Source organism: Halopenitus persicus (assembly GCF_002355635.1).
In the GTDB taxonomy this organism is placed as follows: domain Archaea; phylum Halobacteriota; class Halobacteria; order Halobacteriales; family Haloferacaceae; genus Halopenitus; species Halopenitus persicus_A.
Genome location: NZ_AP017558.1, coordinates 2,223,408 through 2,241,337 on the forward strand (window position 1 = coordinate 2,223,408; position 17,930 = coordinate 2,241,337).

Sequence of the window (17,930 nt, forward strand, 5' to 3'; positions counted from 1 at the left end):
TCAGTGATAATCTCGTGCTGAGAATCTTTATTTATATTATCACTATATGCAGTAATCGAGCTATTATTCGTGTCGATCGCCGTCGATTTACCGGCGAACCCACCCGGAACAACGCCCGCCGTAACGATGATCGCGATGAGTAGAACGGTCCGTATCGCCGATCGAGTTGTAAGGGTCTGCCTCGTCATAGTGGACGAACCCACACCGGGGCGCAGCGATATGCGCCGCGACGCCGGCCACCACGTCCGACGAACGTCGCCGATATCACCACTACCTAGGGAGTTCAATTAATAGCAATAGGGAGTTAATAAAGCATTTATTTAAACAGTCGATTATTGCAAAAAGTGAGCCTGCGGCCGAGCAGTGAATGTCACTCAAATATGTAATCTCAAAAACTAAATACGGATCGAGGTGAACAAACGAAAACGGGACAGATCGGAAGAACGAGGGCGCTACTCCCGGTTCAGGATCTCGATCTCGTGGCCGTCCTGGTCGGTCGTGAACGCGTACCGGTCGTCACAGGACTCGGGGTCGCGGTAGTCGGTCGCCCCCCGCTCCATCAGCGTCTCCCAGTCGTTCTCGAGGTCGTCGGTACGGACGCAGAGGTGTCCCCAGGAGTCGCCCAACTCGTAGCTGCGGCCGTCGTAGTTGTAGGTGAGCTCGACCGACATCGCCTCCTCGGCGGCGTCGGCGGGCTCCATGAAGTAGTTCGCGAACGAGTCGGATTCCCAACGGCCGGCCGGTTCGTACTCGAACTTGCGCGCCCAGAAGCCGATCGCCTCGTCGGCGTCCTCGACGCGGATCATCGTGTGGTCGAGGCTCCACTTCGCGCCGTGGTCGCGCTTGACGAGCTCGATCTCGTGGCCGTCCGGATCCTTCACGAACGCGTACCGGTCGTCACAGGACTCGGGGTCGCGGTAGTCCTCGACGCCGTTGGCCAGTAGCTCGTCGTAGGCGTCCTGGAGGCCGTCCTCGGGAACCCGAACCGCGATGTGACCCCACGCGTCGCCCATCTCGTAGGTCCGGTCGTCGTGGTTGTAGGTGAGCTCCAGGAGCGCGCCGTCCTCGTGGCCGCCCGGGGGCCCGAGATAGACGTTCGTGAACGTGTCGGCCTCCCACCGGCCCGTCTCCTCGTAGCCGAAGTTGGTTCGGTACCACTCGAGGCTCTCCTCGAGGTCCTCGACGCGGATCATCACGTGATCGAGCAGCGAATTCATACGGATCGTGATTGGGCGAACCCGTGGAAAAGCATACCGCCCTCGAGTGTCCGTGACGCCGGCGCGGGAACCGGCTCCCGGAGACGACTGCCGGCGAGCGAAACCCCTTAGGCACGAGCCGGGAACGAAGGATGTCTCACGTGATCCGTCCTCCGAACCCGGTCCGGCTCGTCATTCGCTGGATCGGGATCGCGCTCGCTCGCCTCGGTCTCATCGACCGCGAGCGCGCGATCCGCACGACCGAGTTGGCGTGGCCGCGCGTCGTGACGGGGATCGCCCGGATGTCGAAGAACGCCGTCGACGTCGCGATGGTCGGAGTCGCGGTGGGGTCGGCCGCGATCGCCGGGGTCGGGTTCGCCGGCCCCTTTTGGGGGCTCGCGTTCGCGATCGGCGGCGGCGTCGCCGGGGGAACGATCGCGCTGGTCTCCCAACGATACGGTGCCGACGCCCGCGAGGATCTCGGACGGGCGGTCCGCGGGAGCGTCACGCTCGTCGTCGCGATCACGCTCCCTGTCGCGGCGACCTTCTGGCTCGTCCCGGCCGAGCTGATCGGGCTGCTCTCGAGCGACGCCCGCGCGATCGAGCTGGGCGCACGCTACCTCCAGGTGGTCGGGCTCGGGATCCCCTTCGCCGCGCTCAACCTCGTCGGAAGCCGCGTGCTCGTCGGCGCCGACGACGCCTACACCGCGATGCAGCTGCGCGCCGGGGGCGCGGTCGCGAACGTCCTCCTCAACGCCGTGTTGATCTTCGGACTCGATCTCGGCGTCGTCGGGGCGGCGATCGGGACCGTCCTCTCGAACGTCGTGGTGACCGCGGCCTTCGCGGTCGGGCTGGTTCGTGGCGGACTACCCGCAGTCGGGTCGTTTCCGGTCCGGATCGATCCGATCGGCACGTACGTCGACCCCGGCACCCTCTCGGATCTCGTCTCGATCGGCGCGCCGGTCGGCGCGCGGAACCTCGTGTGGACGGCCGCCGAGTTCCCGATGCTTGCGATCCTCGACATCTTCGGCCGGGACGTCGTCGCGGCGTTCGTCATCGCCAGGCGGATCTGGGGAATCATGAACACGCCCGGCTGGGGCTTCGGACTAGCCGCCTCGAGCCTCGTCGGCCAGGAACTCGGAACCGGTGCGGAGGCGACCGCCGAGCGGTACGGCCGCGACATCATCCGGTTCGCGGTCGCGACGTACTTCGTCTCGGCGGTTCTGGTTGCCGCCTTCGCCGAACCGATCGTCGGCCTGTTCGTCGACGATCCCGGCGATCCCGCGATCCCGATCGCGGTCACGCTCGTGTACGCCGCCTGCGTGGCGATCGTGTTTCAGGGAATTGCCGGCGGCGCCGCCGGTCCGCTCGACGCGAGCGGCGACACGACGATCCCGTTCCTCAGCCAGTTTCTCGGGATGTTCTGCGTCTCGATCCCGTTGGCGTACCTCGGCGCGACGACCGCGCTGGGGTTGTGGGGCGTCTATCTCGGCTTCCTCGCGGAGACGGGCGTGCCCGCCGCGATCAACTACTGGCGGTTCGACTCCGGGACCTGGAAGTCGGTCAGCCGCGGCTATCGACCCGAGACCGGCGGCACCGAGTGACCGTCGGGAATGTAAACGACACAGGACAACCGCTTCGCCCGCTCGGCGGAGAGGCCGTCACCCGCTTACCGTCCCAGAAGTTCCCGGAGTGCCGGCCCGTACAACGCGATCGCGCACCCCCACGCACCGATCGCCGCCATCGGAACGACTCTCCAGACGGCACCCAGGGGCCCGAGACCATACCGGGATCCGATCCCGACCGCGACCGAAAGGCTCGCGATCCCGGCGAGCACGAGCAGGCCGGCGGTGACACGCCGGTCCTCCCGACCCCACGCGACGCCGGTCGCCGCGCTCGCGAGGGCAAGCAGATGGAACGCGAGCGCGAGCGGCCACGCCCGTACGGACGTGGGGAGTGCACCGAACGACAGCGGCTGCTCGAGAAGGTATCGCCAGATCGGGTAGCCGCTGACGGCGACGTCGCCGCCGGGGGCGATGGCGACGGTAACCAGCCCCCACAGCGAAACGAGCGTGTACGTGCTCTCGCCGGCGATGACAGTCACCGGAACGACGAGCAATCCCACGGTGGCGGCGAGCGCCAGCCGGTCGTCGGTCCGGGGTTCGTCGGCCGTGGCCTCCTCAGCGGTCACGTCGTTCCGATCGCGACGAGCGTCGGTCACGTGATCATTTCCGAGCGACGATCCTGAGCTCGTCCTCGTCGGCGAGTTCGTGGTCCCGTCCGACCTGCTGTTCGTCGTGTTTCGCGCTCGGGCCGGAGACGCGGGCGAACTTGAACCGCTCCTCGAACTCGCCGCCGATCTTCCGGCAGGCGTCGCCGACGGTGTCGCCCTCGAAGAGGACCAACGGTTCCTCGTAGTCGACCCCTCGGCCGGGCTTGTCCATATAGATCCGGATCAGGCCGAGCTCCTCCCAGACGCGTTCCGTGAACCCGTCGAGGCCGCGCTCCTCCTCCGCGGAGATGAACACGGCCTCCTCGGGGTCGATGTCACGGTCGCGCAGCTCCCGCTCGATCGTGGGTAGGTAGTCCTTGTCGATCAGGTCCGCCTTGTTGACCGCGACCATCGAGGGGAGGTAGACGCGGTTGTCCATCACGCCGTCGACGAGCTCGTCGATCGTGACGTCGTGCGGGATGGTCACCTGCGCGTTGACGTAGCCGTACTCGCGGAGGACCTGCTTGATCGTCTCCTCCTCGAGACTCACCTCGTCGCTCGTCGTCACCTGGATGCCGTCCTTGTGCGTCTTGCGGACGTTGATGTTCGGCGGCTCCGTGTCGAGCCGGATGTTGGTGTCGTAGAGCTCCTCGCTCAGGCGGTCGTACTGCTCGATCTCGAAGACCGACAGCAGGAAGACGACGAGGTCGGCGGTCCGGACGACCGAGAGGACCTCCTTGCCCCCGCCGCGCCCGCCGGCAGCCCCTTCGATCAACCCCGGAACGTCGAGTATCTGTATCTGTGCGCCCCGATACTGCAACATTCCGGGGTTGACGTCGAGCGTCGTGAACTCGTAGGAGCCGGTCTCGCTGTCGGCGTTGGTGAGGGCGTTGATCAGCGTCGACTTGCCGACGCTCGGGAACCCGACGAGCGCGACGGTGGCGTCGCCGTGCTTCTCGACGGCGTAGCCGTGGCCGCCGCCGGCGGAGGACTGGTTCTCCAGCTTCTCCTTCTTCTCCGCGAGCTTCGCCTTGAGACGACCGATGTGAGCCTCTGTGGACTTGTTGTAGGGCGTCTCGGCGATCTCCTCGCGGAGGTCCTCGATCTCCTCTTCCAGTCCCATCAGGGGCTACTCGGCCGCTCAGTTCGTTAAACCTGTTCCTTCGCGACCTTCGCCGGTCCGATGCGCGTTACCGGTCGGTCGGTCCCCGACACGCCGATCTCCGACCCGCGCGTTTCGCCACGGTTATGAGGTCCCTGTGAGAGACTTCGAACGTCGAATGCCGGATCCGGCGCGCCTCAGAGACAGCACCCAGATCGTCCTTCCCTGTCAGTCGCTCGACGGGATCCGGGACCGTCTGGAGGCGGAGTTCACGGTCACGATCGTCGAATCCGACGGACGCTGCCGGATCATCGGCAGCCCGGTGGTAATAAAATCGGTCAGCGAGTTCCTTGGTCGATACGGAATCGCGGTCGCCTGAGCCGGGACCCTCCGGCGTACGAGACGGCGACGTGGCGGCGGCGTACCGCCGCGGCGACGTCACCCGGCGAACCCGACGACGAGCTGGATGGCGATGACGAGCATCAGGACCATCCCGAGCGCGATCGAGCCGGCGGCGACTCCCTGTGCGTTCCCGAGGCCGTGCTCGCGCGTGGCGGTGTATGCGCCGAAGAAGACGAAGCCGGCGATCAGGAGCCCGACGAGCCCGTAGACGACGTTCAGCAGGGTCCCGGGGACTCCCTCGGGAAGCCCGAAGCTCCCGACGGCGAGCACGGTCAACAGCCCCAGTCCGGCAGCGAAGACGACGAACGTGATCGCCCAGACCGTCGGCGAGCTGGCGATCGACCCGAGCCGGGCGACGATCCGATCGTACCGGTCGCCGTCGCCGGCCACGAGCTCCGGCGTGCGGCTGAACCGGCCGACGGCGACGAAGGTGGCGATCACGAGCAGCCCCATCAGTACCGTACTCAAAAGCGTTAGTGAGACCATAGCTGTCTGTGTGTCCTCGTTGTTCGGATGGTCCGGTCGTGTATACAAATAGCCTTCGTATATCCCCGGACGCCGCCCGCTGTGTCGTCGCCCGTGTAGCGCGTTCGGTATCGGCTCTATGCGTTCCGCGTTCTTGACTCGATCGCTCCGGGCTCTCGACCGTCCATGGCTTCGATCTCCGCAGCCAGCCGATGACGAACGCGCTACAAAAGAGATAAGTGCGGCATCACCAACTCACAAGCAAGGGCCGAGAAAAGAACATGATAGCGTCAGTATTACTGCAAGGGACCGATGGTCTCCGGTCGCAGGCCGAGATCTTCAACGAGATCTTCTCCGTCTTCCTCGGGCTCGGCACGCTCATCGGAGTCATCGTCGTCTCATACATGCTGTGGAACGCGTACAAGTATCGGGACGACGGAAGCGAACCGAAAGAGAGCTTCGACCCGCCGGTGCTCGGCGAGCTGCCGACCGGCAAGGGTGGGCCGAAGGCCAAGAAACTCTTCCTGTCGTTCGGACTCAGCGCGATCGTCGTCATCAGCCTCGTCGTTTACGCGTACGGCCTGCTGTTGGTCGTCGAGCAGGGGCCCGATGCACCCGACGTCGAGTCGGCGGATATGGAGGTCGAGGTCGTCGGCTACCAGTTCGGCTGGGAGTTCCAGTACCCCAACGGCGTCACCACCCAGAACACGCTGTACGTCCCGGAGGACTCGGCGATCGAGTTACGGGTGACGTCACGGGACGTCTGGCACACGTTCGGCGTGACCGATCTCCGGATCAAGTCCGACGCGATCCCGGGCGACTACTCGGAGACGTGGTTCACGACCGACGGGGAGGACCTCTCGAGCGGTGAGGAACGAACCCACAAGATCGAGTGCTTCGAGCTCTGTGGTTCGGGGCACTCCTATATGACCGGCGAGATCGTCGTGATGAACGAACAGGACTTCGACACGTGGTACGACGAGCAGGCCGCAGCGCTCGAGAACGAGTCCGCCGGGTCGGGATCCGCGGGCGAAATGGGGAACACGACGAACGCGGTGACCGCCCAGGGGGTTGAAGCGTAATGTCCGAACTCCCGCCGAAGACGTCACTCCGTCGCTGGTTGGTCACGACGAACCACAAGGACGTCGGCATCCTCTACACCATCACTGCCCTGTTCTTCCTGATCATGGGCGGGATGCTCGCCCTGCTCATCCGGTTCCAGCTGTGGGAGCCGGGCGCACAGTTCCTCTCGGAGATTGCCTATAACGAGGCCGTGACGACGCACGGCCTCGTGATGGTCTTCTGGTTCCTCTCGCCGTTCGGCTTCGGCTTCGCGAACTACTTCGTCCCGCTGCAGATCGGGGCCGACGACCTCGCGTTCCCCCGGTTGAACGCGCTTTCCTATTGGATGTACGCGCTCTCGGGGATCCTCCTCGGAATCAGCTACTTCCAGGGCGGCACCCTCAGCACGGGCTGGACGATGTACGCCCCGCTGAACGTGCCGATGTACACGCCGAGCCTCGGGTCGACCGGCGCGATCCTCGCGCTCGCGATGTTCGTCATCGGGATCACGGCGTCGACGGTCAACTTCCTGACGACGATCCATCACTCCCGTGCGGAGGGTATGGGACTGATGGATATGCCGCTATTCACCTGGTCCATGCTCGCGACCGTCTACATGATGCTGTTCGCGTTCGCGGCGCTGCTCGCGGTCGCGCTCATCCTGTTGTCCGACCGGATCCTCGGGAGCATCTACTTCTCGGCGACCGAGGGCGGGGCGCTGTTGTGGGGACACCTCTTCTGGTTCTTCGGCCATCCGGAGGTGTACATCGTCTTCTTCCCCGCGCTCGGCGTGATGCTGGAGCTGTTCCAGTCGTTCTCGGGTAACCGGCTCGTCGGGCGGAAGTGGGTCATCATCGCGATCTGTCTCATCTCGATCCAGTCGTTCCTCGTGTGGACCCACCACATGTTCCTCACGACGATCAACCTGGAAGTCAAGACGCTGATGATGGCGACCTCGATCGGGATCTCGTTGCCGTTCGATCTCGTCGTCTTCTCGCTCATCTACACGCTCATCAAGGGGCGTATCAGGTTCACCACGCCGTTCCTGTTCGCCTTCGGCGCGCTGCTGCTGTTCATCGTCGGCGGCATCACCGGCGTGTTCCTCGGCGCGATCGTGCTCGATTACGAGTTCCGCGGCACCTACTGGGTCGTCGCCCACTTCCATTACGTCATGTTCGGCGGCGCGACGGCGCTGTTCGGCGGCATCTACTACTGGTTCCCGAAGATGAGCGGGAAGATGTACGACGAGTTCCTCGGGAAGGTCCACTTCGTGATCTTCTTCATCGGGTTCAACGCGGTGTACTTCTCGATGTTCCTGGCCTGGGAGACGCCGCGGCGCGTCTTCGAATACGACCCCGCATTCCAGCCGATGCACCAGTTCGGGACGATCGGCGCGGTCGTCCTCGGGCTGTCCTTCTTCATTATGTTCTACAACTTCGCGAAGTCCTACGTGTCCGGTCCGGACGCGCCGGACAACCCCTGGGAGTACACGCGAACCGCCGAGTGGGCCGTTTCCTCGCCGCCGCCGCTGGAGAACTGGGGCGGCCGCCCCTCCTACGCGTCCGGCAAGCTCGAGTTCGTCTCGGAGGCGCTCACGCCGACCGACGACGACCACGACGGTCCGGCAGCGGCGACCGACGGCGGACACGGCGAGGGTCACGGTGACGACCACCTCGAAAGCTATCCGTACTGGGACAAGCACGCGAGCCACGCCAGCATCTGGCCGTTCGCGCTCTCGCTGGCGACCGGGATATTCTTCTTCGGTCTTTCGGGCGTCTCCTCCGCGATCGACATCACGACGGCCGACACGCTGTTCGGCACCGGGATCACGGTTAGTAACCCGATCTACCCGGTCTTCACCGTCCTTGGCCTCCTCGGGCTCATCTGGACCGCCGTGAAGTGGGGGCTCGAGGACTTCTATGCGCCGCCGATGAAGATCGCGGAACGGTGGCCCTTCGAGGGCGTCGAGAAGGTGAAGCTCGGGATGTGGTTCTTCCTGGCCTCCGACGTCATCGTCTTCGGTGCGTTCATCTCGGCGGCGGTCTTCATCCGCGTGGCCGCGGGCTGGTACACCTGGGAGCCGCTGACGGATTCGCTGCCGGGACTCATCAACACCTTCGTGCTGTTGACCTCCTCGTTCACGGTCATCCTCGCGCTGGTGTACGCCCGCCGGAAGAGCCGGACGGGTCTGATCGCCTACCTGAGCGCGACGATACTGCTCGGGCTCACCTTCCTGTCGATCAAGTTGTGGGAGTGGCACCACGAGATCTACGACGTCGGCGTCACGCTCACCCAGAACTCCCACGGCGACCCGGTCCAGGCGACGATCTACTACGTGACGACCGGTCTCCACGGGATCCACGTCGTCATCGGACTACTGATCGCCGGGTTCCTGCTCGTTCGCGCCTGGAACGGCGCCTATCAGGAGGACCAGCGCCCGGTCGAGTACTTCGGCCTCTACTGGCACTTCGTCGACATCGTCTGGGTCATCCTCTTCCCGCTGTTCTACCTCTTCTGACGCCCGTCGGTTTCGGGCGGTCCCCGTCTCGGTTGGGGACGTCGAATTCGTGACGCATACTGAGTCGAATTCGTGTTTCCCACCGGGACGTCGGGTCCCCGTGGCGTATCGCCAACGCCCCGACGACGGCACCGCTTGCACGGGTATTTACGTCTCGGTGGCGGACTGTCGATATGGTCACGGACGTGCTCACCGATCCCCGGCTGCTGAAGGGGATCTTTTGGACGCTCGTCGGCGTCTCCTTTTGGGTCGCCGGCCCGTTCGTCGGGTACTACCTGTGGAAGCGATGGCGTGGTCCCGACGACGAGGATGGATAGACATATTAGGCCACACATCCAGATTTCGCGTGAACAATGGCGTCGGATTCGATCAAACTCTATGCGCTGGTGTACGTCGCGCTCGTGGGGCTGGCGACCTCGAAGTTCGTCTTCTTCGAGTTCGACCAGTTCTTCACCTACGAGCAGGCGTTCGCCGGCACGATGGGAGCTGCCGCGTTGAAGGGCGCGCTCATCGTCGGCTACTACCAACACCTCAAGTGGGAGAACCGGTCGCTGACTTACCTGATGGCCGTCGCGCTCGCGTTCGCGCTCCTGCTGATGGCGGCCGCGACCTACTCCATCACGTAGTCGTCGCGGTCGCGTCGTCGCTTCTTCCCCCGATGCGGTGGCTTGCGTCCTGCCCGCCGTCCGCCGTAACGGGAGGGGAAACTCCAAAACCCCTCCGAACGTAGCGGCGGGCATGTACCACGTACTGCTGGCCGTGGACGAGGACGAGAGTCGAAGCAGTCGAATCGCCGAGGCGGTCGCCGACCTCCCGAGCGCGAGTACGGACGTGTTCGTGTCGATCTTCCACTGTTTCGTGGACAATCCCGCGGGCGCCTCGGCGACGCAGGTCGGCAGCGTCCGGACCGTGCAGGACCTGCTCGAGGAGGCGGGGATCGACAACCAGGTGCTGGAGGCCAGCGGCGACCCGGCGGACGCGATCCTCGAGGCCGCCGACGAGGAACAGGTCGACGCGATCTACCTCGGCGGACGCAAGCGATCGCCCGCCGGCAAGGCGCTGTTCGGCAGCGTCACGCAGTCGGTGATCCTGAGCGCTGAGCATCCGGTGACGGTCGCCGGGAAGACGAGAACGGCGGATTAATCGGGCGCCGCGGAGCCGCGAGGTCGAGTGCCCGACCAGGGTCGGGCGAACCCACGTTTTCGTCGGCGAAGCGCACCGTCTCGTCGACGTGGGGATCAATCACGAAGGTCGGGCCCGTCATCGGCGGATCGGCCCTTCACGGCGAACAGCGACAGGTACCCCGCGAGCAGTCCCGGCCAGTAGGTCGTGAGCCGGAAGAGGACCGCCGCCGTCACGGCCGTGGCGAGTCCGACGGGGTAAAACAGGGTCACGAGTCCGGAGAAGACGACCTCGTACGTCCCCGACCCGCCCGGGGTCGGCGAGATCGTCGCCACGACCGAGAGGTTGACGATGAAATACAGCGAGACGAGGTCGGGCTCGATCCCGAGCGACAGGAAGACGAAGTATAGCGAGACGATCTGTGCCAGTATCGCCAGGTGTGAAACGACCGCGGTCGCGGCCAGAAACGAGGGATCACGGCCCGCGGTCTGAAAGTGCCCCTCGACGCGCACGATGCGGTCCCGCAACGACCGAAAGAGCCCTTCCGCTCGGTCGACGCGTGCCTCGATCGCGTGTACCGCGTCGACCGCCGTGCCGCCCAGCGTTTCGTCCTCGGACCACAGCAGGTACGCGAGAACGCCACCGACGAGCAGCAACAGCACCGAGATCGCACCGATGGTTCGAAGAAAGCCGCTCACCGACCCGACGACGACGAGATACGCCAGGCCGCCGAGCGTGAAGGTGAAGAAGGGGGCGGCGTTGAGGATGTCCGCGGAGACCACGGCGGCCAGCGCCTTCTCGTAGTCCGTCTCGAGGGAATCGGAAACGACGTAGGCCATTATCGGCTCCCCGCCGAACTGGCCGAGCGGGGTGATCGAGTTCAGAAAGTGGCCGGTGAGAAACAGGGCCACGGTCCTCGATGGCGTGGGAGTCATTCCCATATGGCGGAAGAAGCGGTGCCAGACCCAGGCCCACAGCAACAGCGACGAGAACCCGACGACGAATGCGACCGCGAAGTGGGACGGATCCGTCCGCACGAGCGCGGCCAGGAACTCCCCGAGGTCGGCCAGATACAGGAGCGCGGCGAACAGCACGCCGGTCGCGATGAACCAGATCCACTCCCGCCTTCCCCCGGCAATCGGGACGTTCATCGATAGCCCAGCTGCTCCAGACGGTCCGCGACGGCGTCGTCGACGGGACGGTCTCCCGCGTCGTCAGCCCCGCCGCCGGACTCGACGCCATCGGAGTCGGCACTTCCGGGATCGACGTCGCCCGTCGCGTCGACGGCGGCCTTGAGATCCGCCGGGACCGGGATCGACTCGCCCGTCTCGACGTCGAGGGCCTCGTAGGTGGCCGCGCCGTCCTCCGTGACCGATTTGACCACCTTCACTCCGTCACGCTTGGCGTATCTGTGCTTTCGGTAGTAGTCGTCCCACCGGTCGGTCGGAATGTAGCCCGTGAAGTTCTCGGGAAACTCACACCCGCCCACCACGGTCTCCGGGAAGACGTCGTCTGGATCCGGTGCGGGGCGGATGCCGGCATAGGCGGGCACGAGGTCGCACAGCGACCTGAGCTCGATCGGGTCGGCGACGGTGTCGGCCTCGCGGTCCGGATGATCGACCATCAGGACGACGTTCACGACCGGCTCGGCCACCGTGAACTGGTGGCCGAAGTCGCCCCCGTTCTCGCCGAGCGCCTGGCCGTGGTCGGAGAGCAACACCACCACGGTGTCATCGCGGAGGCCGTTGTCCTCGAGCGCGGCGACGATCTCTCCCACGAGATCGTCCGTATAGTCGACGGAGGCGTCGTAGACGCGTTCGAGCTGGTCGAAGTCGATGTCCTCCATCGTGAACACGTCCTTCTGCCGGTGCGGGATCGCCGCGTCGTCGGCCACGCCGTGGCGCTCGGCGTACCGCTTCGGGGGCCGGTACGGTTCGTGTGGCTCCATCAGATTGGCGTAGAGGAAGAAGTTCCCGTCGTCGTCCCCGCGGTCACCGAGGTACTCGGTCACCGCCGCCACGGTCTCCTCGGACCGGGTGGAGTCGTCGACGTCGAAGGCCCTGAAGACGCGGTCGATCTGTCTCCCGAGGATCCGCCGCGGCGTGTCGCCGAGGGAATGGTAGAACTTCGCGAACGCCCGTGAGAGGCGGACGCTCAGCCGGTTGTCGGCCGTTCCGAGGAAGTTCTCGACGTGATCGAAGTCCCCGGTCATCCCCTTGTGTGGGGTTATCCAGACGTTCGGGGTGATCGCGGCGGTGTCGTATCCCGCCTCACGGAACGCGGAGACGAAGGTCGCCCGGTCCTCGTCGAAGTAGCTCCTCGCGTGGGTGGTGCCGTGCTCCCATGGATACTCCCCGGTGAACATCGAGGCGTGCGACGGAAGGGTCCAGGGTGCCTGCGTGACCGCGTTCTCGAAGACCGTCGCCGAGTCGGCCAGCGCCTGGATGTGGTCCGTAAACTCGACGTCGGGGTTGTACGCCGACACCCGGTCCGTCCGGAGCGAATCCAGAACCAGAAAGACGACGTTCCGCTCGTCCGAGACGGCGTCCTGCATGTCCGTCACCGGGAGCGCCCGGCAGTTAGGGACATCGGTTCGGAACCGGGCATCGTGCGGGACCGGAGCCGGAGCCGACGACCCCACGATCGACCATCATCGGGACCGACACGCCGATGTCATCCGGGACCGACACGCCGATGTCATCCGGGACCGACACGCCGATGTCATCCCGGACCGACACGTCAAGATTTCCCATCGTCGGAACGGACCCACGACCGATTTATAGGGGACGCGATAACGGGGGGTATGGTCGAGAGCGTGGCGATCGTCTACTGGTGTGACGGGGCCGGACACGCGGCCAGGAGCATCCCGGTCGCCAAGGAGCTCGAGTCACGCGGCGTGGACGTGTCGATCGCTGGCGGCGGGCAGGGCGCGCGGTTCGTGGACATGAACGGCTTCGACCAGCCGGACCTCACGACCGTGTCGGTGAAGGGGGACACGCCGCTGTCGTTTCTGAAACACACCCTCCTCGATCTCGTTCCCTCCTCGGTCCGGCGGACCCGGGAGCTCCACCGCTGGTTGGCGGCGGAGGACCCCGACGTGCTGATAACCGACGACGTCTTCGCGGGCCTGTCGGCGGCCGCCCAGGGGATCGACTTCTACCGGATCGACCACCTGACGCCGGACCTGTTCGGCCCGGCGTGGGGAACCCCGCTGCGGATATATAACGCGATCTCGCTGCTGTTCGGCGAGGGGATACTCGTGACGTCGCTGTGGCCCGACGATCCGGACCCGGCGGGGATCAGGCGAGTTGGGCCGCTCGCACAGGAGGGGAATTCCGACGGGAAGATCGACGAGTACGACGTGCTCATCAACCCGGGCACACACGGCGAGGGCTTTGCGGAGATTCGGACGCGGTTGGAGGCCGACGGCTACACGGTCAGAACGGTGGGCGACGACGACTGGGAGACGAAGCCCACGATGACGCCGTACACCGAGGCCGCCGACGTCGTGATCTGCACCGGGTTCTCCTCGATCGCGGACACGGTCGTCGCGGGGACGCCCTGCGTGATCTACCCGTTCCTTCCGTTCCAGAAGGCGATCGCGGAGCGGGCGGAACGGAAAGGGATCGAGGGGGTCGCGAAGGCCACCTCGGTTCCGGATGCCGTCCTGAAAGCGAAACGCTTCTGTGAGTCCGAGGAAAGTCCCGATTACGAGAACGGTGCTCCCGAGTTCGTGGATGCGGTCCTCGATGCATAGCCGTCCCGGCCGGCGTCGAAGCCGGACCCCAAGCCAACGGATCCGGACCGCCGGAGGCAACCGACGGAGGGTCATATGAGGATCGGGTTCTTCACTGACAGCTACTTCCCCGGAATCGACGGCGTGACGTACACGATCCGGGCCTGGCGCGAGCGCCTCGAGGAGCGTGGCCACGAGGTGTACGTTATCTACCCGGCAAGCAGCCACGAGCCGGACGACCACGAGATCCCCGTCAGGTCGTTCCCGAACCCGTTCTACGACCAGTACCGGTTCCCGACCTACCGGCGGCTGTCGACGCTGCCGGACCTGGACGTCGTCCACTGTCACGGGCCCGCCTCGACCGGAATCATGGGACGGCGGTACGCGAAGAAGACGGGCGCGAAATCGGTCTACACGCATCACACGCCCGTCGAGGATTACCTCGTGCAGGGGCTCAAACTCCCGTCCCTCGCCGCCGTCGCGTCCAGGCTGTACGTGGCCTACGAGAACCGGTTCCTCCGCTCGTTCGACTGCGTGACCGCCTCGACCTCACGGATCCGGCGGGACGTGGAGCCCCGGAAGCTCCCCGTCGGCATCGAGATGGATACCTTCCGGCCGCAGTCGGACCGACTGTTCTCGACCGACGACCCCGTCATCGGCTACAGCGGCCGGATGACCGCCAAGAAGAACGTCGACGAGATCCTCCGGCTGGCGGACGACACCCCTGACTATCGGTTCGTGCTCGTGGGCGAGGGGCCGGAGCGGGAGCCGCTGGAGCGGGCGGCCCCGGAGAACGTGACGTTTCGGGACTTCCTGCCGCGCGCGGAGTTGCCGACGTTCTACTCGTCGGTCGACGTGTTCCTCACGGCCTCGACGTGTGACACCCTCGGGCTGTCGACCCTCGAGGCGAACGCCTGCGGCACGCCGGTGGCGGCGGCCGACGTCCCGCCGTTCGACGAGACGATCGGGAACGCAAACGGCGCCCGGTTCGCGTACGGGGACGTCGACGACATGAAGCGAGCCGTCGAGGACTGTCTGCGTCACGACGCGGACACGCGGGACGCGGTTCGACGGTTCTCGATCACGCGGACCATCGACGAGCTCGAACGGATCTACGAGGTGACCGACTGATGGGCGCCGACAACGTGGACGTCTTCCAGCGGATGGTCTTCAGCCTGCCGTCGCTGAAGGTACAGATCCCCGCACTCGTCGCCTTGAGCCTGCTGTACAGCTTCGGAATGCGCCTCGCGTTCACCGTCTTCACCCCCATCCGGCTGTCAATCCCGCTCGTGCTCGTCGCGGGATCGCTCGTGTTCCTCGTTCCGTTCCTGGTTGCGGGCGAGCTCTTCCACCAGGTGTTACCCCGGTATCCGCGCTCCTGGAGCTACTTCCTTGCGCTGTTCAACCAGTTCGTCCTGTTCATCCACGGACTCATCCTTTCGGGAGCTGACACCACCGGAAACGCCTGGAGCATCGTCTGGTTGGCGTTCATCACCGTCCACGTGACCAACGTCCTGGTGTTGCTGATATCGACCGGGATCGAGTATTACAAGCGGATCCTGGTCGTTTCCTCGGTACAAACGGCGCTGCTGATCGCCGTCTTCTACCTGTTCGTCGGCGGCGCCCTGGGCATCGAGCGGTACAGGCACGCCTTCAGCCTCGCGTCGGTGGCCATCGCCGCCGTCTTCGTCGTGTTGATCCTCCTGGCCGTGGAGTACCTGATCAAGAGCAACACCGACGTCTCGGCGTTCACGCTCACGTCCGGGCTGTTACGAAACGACCGGGAGTCGCTCGATCTCGGCTTCGAGGCCGAGCCACACGTCCAGACCCTGACGATCGACAACGGCGACCGCCTGCGGCTGGCCGCCCCGTGGATCCACCCGGGTCCGCTCGGCGGGTTCGGCGGCGGTCAGCTGAGCGGCACCGTTATCTCCGAACTGAACCGGGACGGAACCGGGTTCTTCCTGCACGTTCCCTGCACGCACGAGGAGGACCTGGCCGACCCCGAGGACGCCGAGAAGGTTCTGGAGGCGGTTGCGGACCCCGAGGGCACCGGCCACGCGTCGACGTTGGTGCATCGGGACTACGGGGAGATCGAGTTCTTCGGTCGCCGGTTCGACGGGCAGACGATCGTCTTCCTCCACGCCGAGCACATCGACGACTACGACACGGGTGTGTTTATGCGGGACGTCGAGCGGTCGGACGTGCTCCTCGTGGACCTCCACAAACACGACATCCAGGAGGGGCCCGAAAAGGAGGTCCAGTACGGCACCGCCGAGGCGGACCGGCTGAAGCGGTACTTCGACGACTTCCTCGAGACCCTGGACGACGCCCCGCTGCACGACTACAGTGCAGGATTCGACGTCCACCTCGGCGACCAGGACCTGCTGGCGATGGTCGAGGTCGTCGACGGCGAGCGCACCCTCCTGATGGGCATCGACACGAACGGCGTCACGGCCGACATCCGGGACCTCGAGGCGGCGTACCGCGAGGAGTTCGACCACGTCCTGCTGTTCTCGACGGACACGCACGCCTCCATCCACGACCTGGCGAACATGACGCGATCGAACGTCGACGCGATGCGGCGCGCGGTTGCGGCCGCAACCGACGACGTCGCGCCGGCGACCATCGGCCTGACGAGCCGGACGACGCGGCCGCTACAGCTCCTCAAAAACGACTACAACGGGCTGGTCTTCAGCGTCAACATCCTCATCCGGCTGACGATCATCTCCCTGTTTTTGTTCTACTTCGTCCTGATCGTCTGGATGTTCTGACCGGGCGGTTCGGACGTCATCGGAGCGACCTACCGCACCACGTCCCTCGCGCCCGCGCCGGCCGCGTCCGAACCAACCTACGGCGTGTCGATCACGTCCGCGTCAGCCGGTCCCGCGCCGTCGAAGACGGCGACGGCACGGTCGAGACGATCCGGATCGTCCGTGGCGGGCAGCTCACGCTCGGCGGTCCGACAGGGGGCGTCGACGCCGAGCCGGTCACAGACGAGGTCGGCTGTCGATTCCGCCATCAGCCGGTGCGTGGTCAGCTTCCCGCCGACGATCGTTGCGAGGTTGGCCACGCCGTCGGCGGCGTGGTCGATCCGAACGAATCCCCGCGAGATCCCCCGACCGCCGCGGTCGACCTCGTCGGGGGCATACAGCGGGCGAACGCCCCACCACCGACGAACGATCGGGCGCTCGGCGACCGCCGGCAGCATCGCGGCGCATTCGGCGATCGTCGTCTCGACCTCCCGCTGTGGCGTTTCGTAGTCGTCCGGGTCGCGGACGGGAACGCTCGTGGTCCCGAGCACGACCTCCTCCCGGTGCGGGACGACGATGTCGCCGTCGGCGGGGGTTCGACAGCGGTTCAACACGGGGCCGAGACCGTCGTAAGCGACGGACACCATCACCCCGCGTGTCGGCTGCATCGCGACGGTTACGCCCGCCAGTTCGGCGACCGATCCCGCCCACGCACCCGCGGCGTTCACGACGTAGTCGGGCCGGATCACGTCGTCGACCCGGCCGCCGACGCGGGCTTCCGTCACCGCGCCGTCCCGGACGGTCAGCGACTCGAGGGGCGCGTGCGTGTGGATCGTCGCGCCGTGCCGATCCGCGTCGAGGGCGGTCGCGGCGACCAGCCGCGAGGGTGAGACGACCGCGTCGGGCACGCGCATCGCACGCTCGGCGTCGGCGGACAGATCCGGCACGCGGTCGCGCACGATCGTCGGGTCGACGACGTCGACCGGGATCCCGACCGACTCGCAGGCCGCCCGCTTGGCGTCGAAGTAGGCCGGGTCGTCGTCCGCAAGCTCGAGAAAGAGGCCACCCGTCTCGCGGACGCAAACGCCGGCTATCCGGCGGAGGGTCCGACTCTCCGCGAGACACTCCGTCGCGCCCTCGGGGTCCGAGTCGGCGTAGCGCGCGCCGCTGTGGAGCAGGCCGTGTGACCGACCCGTGGTCCCGGCGCAGAGCCCGTCCCGGTCGACGAGGGTCACGTCCACGCCCCGCAGCGCCAGGTCGCGGACGACGCCGACGCCGGTCGCGCCGCCGCCGACCACGAGCACCTCCGGTTCGAGCGCCATACGTCGGGTTCGTGTCGGCAGGATATGAGCGTGTTCGTCG

Annotated in this window: 17 protein-coding genes; 10 read left to right on the forward strand and 7 right to left on the reverse strand. The window is 65.9% G+C overall.

Features of this window, described 5'->3' with window-relative positions; genetic code table 11:
• Positions 1 to 452: 452 nt before the first annotated feature.
• A complete protein-coding gene (locus CPZ00_RS10840; protein WP_096390891.1) occupies positions 453 to 1,217 on the reverse strand; it encodes a VOC family protein in 765 nt (254 codons plus the stop codon).
• A 140-nt stretch (positions 1,218 to 1,357) separates the two neighbouring features.
• On the opposite strand from CPZ00_RS10840, the gene CPZ00_RS10845 reads away from it, so the two are divergent.
• Positions 1,358 to 2,800, forward strand: coding sequence for an MATE family efflux transporter (locus CPZ00_RS10845; RefSeq protein WP_096390892.1), 1,443 nt, complete (start codon positions 1,358 to 1,360; stop codon positions 2,798 to 2,800).
• 65 nt (positions 2,801 to 2,865) lie between these two features.
• Here CPZ00_RS10845 and CPZ00_RS10850 read toward each other — a convergent pair whose 3' ends face one another.
• Both CPZ00_RS10850 and CPZ00_RS10855 read right to left on the reverse strand, forming a co-directional pair.
• On the reverse strand, positions 2,866 to 3,417 hold the full coding sequence (locus CPZ00_RS10850) for a TIGR04206 family protein (RefSeq protein WP_096390893.1): 552 nt from the start codon (positions 3,415 to 3,417) through the stop codon (positions 2,866 to 2,868).
• A 4-nt stretch (positions 3,418 to 3,421) separates the two neighbouring features.
• The gene (locus CPZ00_RS10855) at positions 3,422 to 4,531 is read right to left on the reverse strand and encodes an OBG GTPase family GTP-binding protein (RefSeq protein ID WP_096390894.1); all 1,110 of its coding nucleotides are present in this window, start codon (positions 4,529 to 4,531) and stop codon (positions 3,422 to 3,424) included.
• A 157-nt stretch (positions 4,532 to 4,688) separates the two neighbouring features.
• Between CPZ00_RS10855 and CPZ00_RS10860 the strand changes: the two genes are divergently transcribed.
• Entirely contained in the window at positions 4,689 to 4,889 is a 201-nt protein-coding gene (locus CPZ00_RS10860; protein WP_096390895.1) for a VNG_1110C family protein, read from the forward strand.
• 59 nt (positions 4,890 to 4,948) lie between these two features.
• Here the strand turns inward: CPZ00_RS10860 and CPZ00_RS10865 are convergent, their stop codons facing one another.
• Positions 4,949 to 5,398, reverse strand: coding sequence for a hypothetical protein (locus tag CPZ00_RS10865; protein ID WP_096390896.1), 450 nt, complete (start codon positions 5,396 to 5,398; stop codon positions 4,949 to 4,951).
• 260 nt (positions 5,399 to 5,658) lie between these two features.
• Here CPZ00_RS10865 and coxB point away from each other — a divergent pair, with 260 nt between their 5' ends.
• The 5 genes from coxB (at position 5,659) to CPZ00_RS10885 (ending at position 10,100) form a co-directional block, all read left to right on the forward strand.
• Positions 5,659 to 6,459 carry a cytochrome c oxidase subunit II gene (coxB, locus tag CPZ00_RS10870; RefSeq protein WP_096390897.1) on the forward strand — a complete coding sequence of 267 codons (801 nt, stop codon included), beginning with the start codon at positions 5,659 to 5,661 and terminating at the stop codon, positions 6,457 to 6,459.
• Positions 6,459 to 8,957, forward strand: coding sequence for a cbb3-type cytochrome c oxidase subunit I (locus tag CPZ00_RS10875; protein WP_096390898.1), 2,499 nt, complete (start codon positions 6,459 to 6,461; stop codon positions 8,955 to 8,957). Before coxB ends, CPZ00_RS10875 begins: the two co-directional genes overlap by 1 nt.
• A gap of 173 nt (positions 8,958 to 9,130) precedes the next feature.
• Positions 9,131 to 9,274, forward strand: a complete 144-nt coding sequence (locus CPZ00_RS15370) for a hypothetical protein (protein WP_157744229.1) — start codon at positions 9,131 to 9,133, stop codon at positions 9,272 to 9,274.
• 36 nt (positions 9,275 to 9,310) lie between these two features.
• Entirely contained in the window at positions 9,311 to 9,583 is a 273-nt protein-coding gene (locus CPZ00_RS10880) for a cytochrome C oxidase subunit IV family protein (RefSeq protein WP_021074466.1), read from the forward strand.
• Between the two features lie 112 nt (positions 9,584 to 9,695).
• On the forward strand, positions 9,696 to 10,100 hold the full coding sequence (locus CPZ00_RS10885; protein ID WP_096390899.1) for a universal stress protein: 405 nt from the start codon (positions 9,696 to 9,698) through the stop codon (positions 10,098 to 10,100).
• A gap of 95 nt (positions 10,101 to 10,195) precedes the next feature.
• On the opposite strand, the gene CPZ00_RS10890 is transcribed toward CPZ00_RS10885, so the two are convergent.
• Together CPZ00_RS10890 and CPZ00_RS10895 are read right to left on the reverse strand one after the other, a co-directional pair.
• Positions 10,196 to 11,230, reverse strand: coding sequence for a lysylphosphatidylglycerol synthase transmembrane domain-containing protein (locus CPZ00_RS10890; protein WP_096390900.1), 1,035 nt, complete (start codon positions 11,228 to 11,230; stop codon positions 10,196 to 10,198).
• A complete protein-coding gene (locus CPZ00_RS10895) occupies positions 11,227 to 12,633 on the reverse strand; it encodes a sulfatase (protein ID WP_096390901.1) in 1,407 nt (468 codons plus the stop codon). Before CPZ00_RS10895 ends, CPZ00_RS10890 begins: the two co-directional genes overlap by 4 nt.
• A 249-nt stretch (positions 12,634 to 12,882) precedes the next feature.
• Here CPZ00_RS10895 and CPZ00_RS10900 point away from each other — a divergent pair, with 249 nt between their 5' ends.
• The 3 genes from CPZ00_RS10900 to CPZ00_RS10910 all read left to right on the forward strand — a co-directional run bounded on the left by CPZ00_RS10900 (position 12,883) and on the right by CPZ00_RS10910 (position 16,589).
• Positions 12,883 to 13,836: a glycosyltransferase gene (locus tag CPZ00_RS10900; RefSeq protein ID WP_096390902.1), complete on the forward strand. Its 954-nt coding sequence runs from the start codon at positions 12,883 to 12,885 to the stop codon at positions 13,834 to 13,836.
• Positions 13,837 to 13,911: 75 nt separating this feature from the next.
• The gene (locus CPZ00_RS10905; protein WP_096390903.1) at positions 13,912 to 14,946 is read left to right on the forward strand and encodes a glycosyltransferase; all 1,035 of its coding nucleotides are present in this window, start codon (positions 13,912 to 13,914) and stop codon (positions 14,944 to 14,946) included.
• Complete coding sequence (locus tag CPZ00_RS10910; RefSeq protein ID WP_096390904.1) at positions 14,946 to 16,589, forward strand: DUF2070 family protein; 1,644 nt, start codon at positions 14,946 to 14,948, stop codon at positions 16,587 to 16,589. The genes CPZ00_RS10905 and CPZ00_RS10910 overlap by 1 nt, the downstream gene beginning before the upstream one ends.
• 77 nt (positions 16,590 to 16,666) lie before the next feature.
• Here the strand turns inward: CPZ00_RS10910 and CPZ00_RS10915 are convergent, their stop codons facing one another.
• The gene (locus CPZ00_RS10915) at positions 16,667 to 17,890 is read right to left on the reverse strand and encodes an FAD-dependent oxidoreductase (protein WP_096390905.1); all 1,224 of its coding nucleotides are present in this window, start codon (positions 17,888 to 17,890) and stop codon (positions 16,667 to 16,669) included.
• Positions 17,891 to 17,930: the final 40 nt, after the last annotated feature.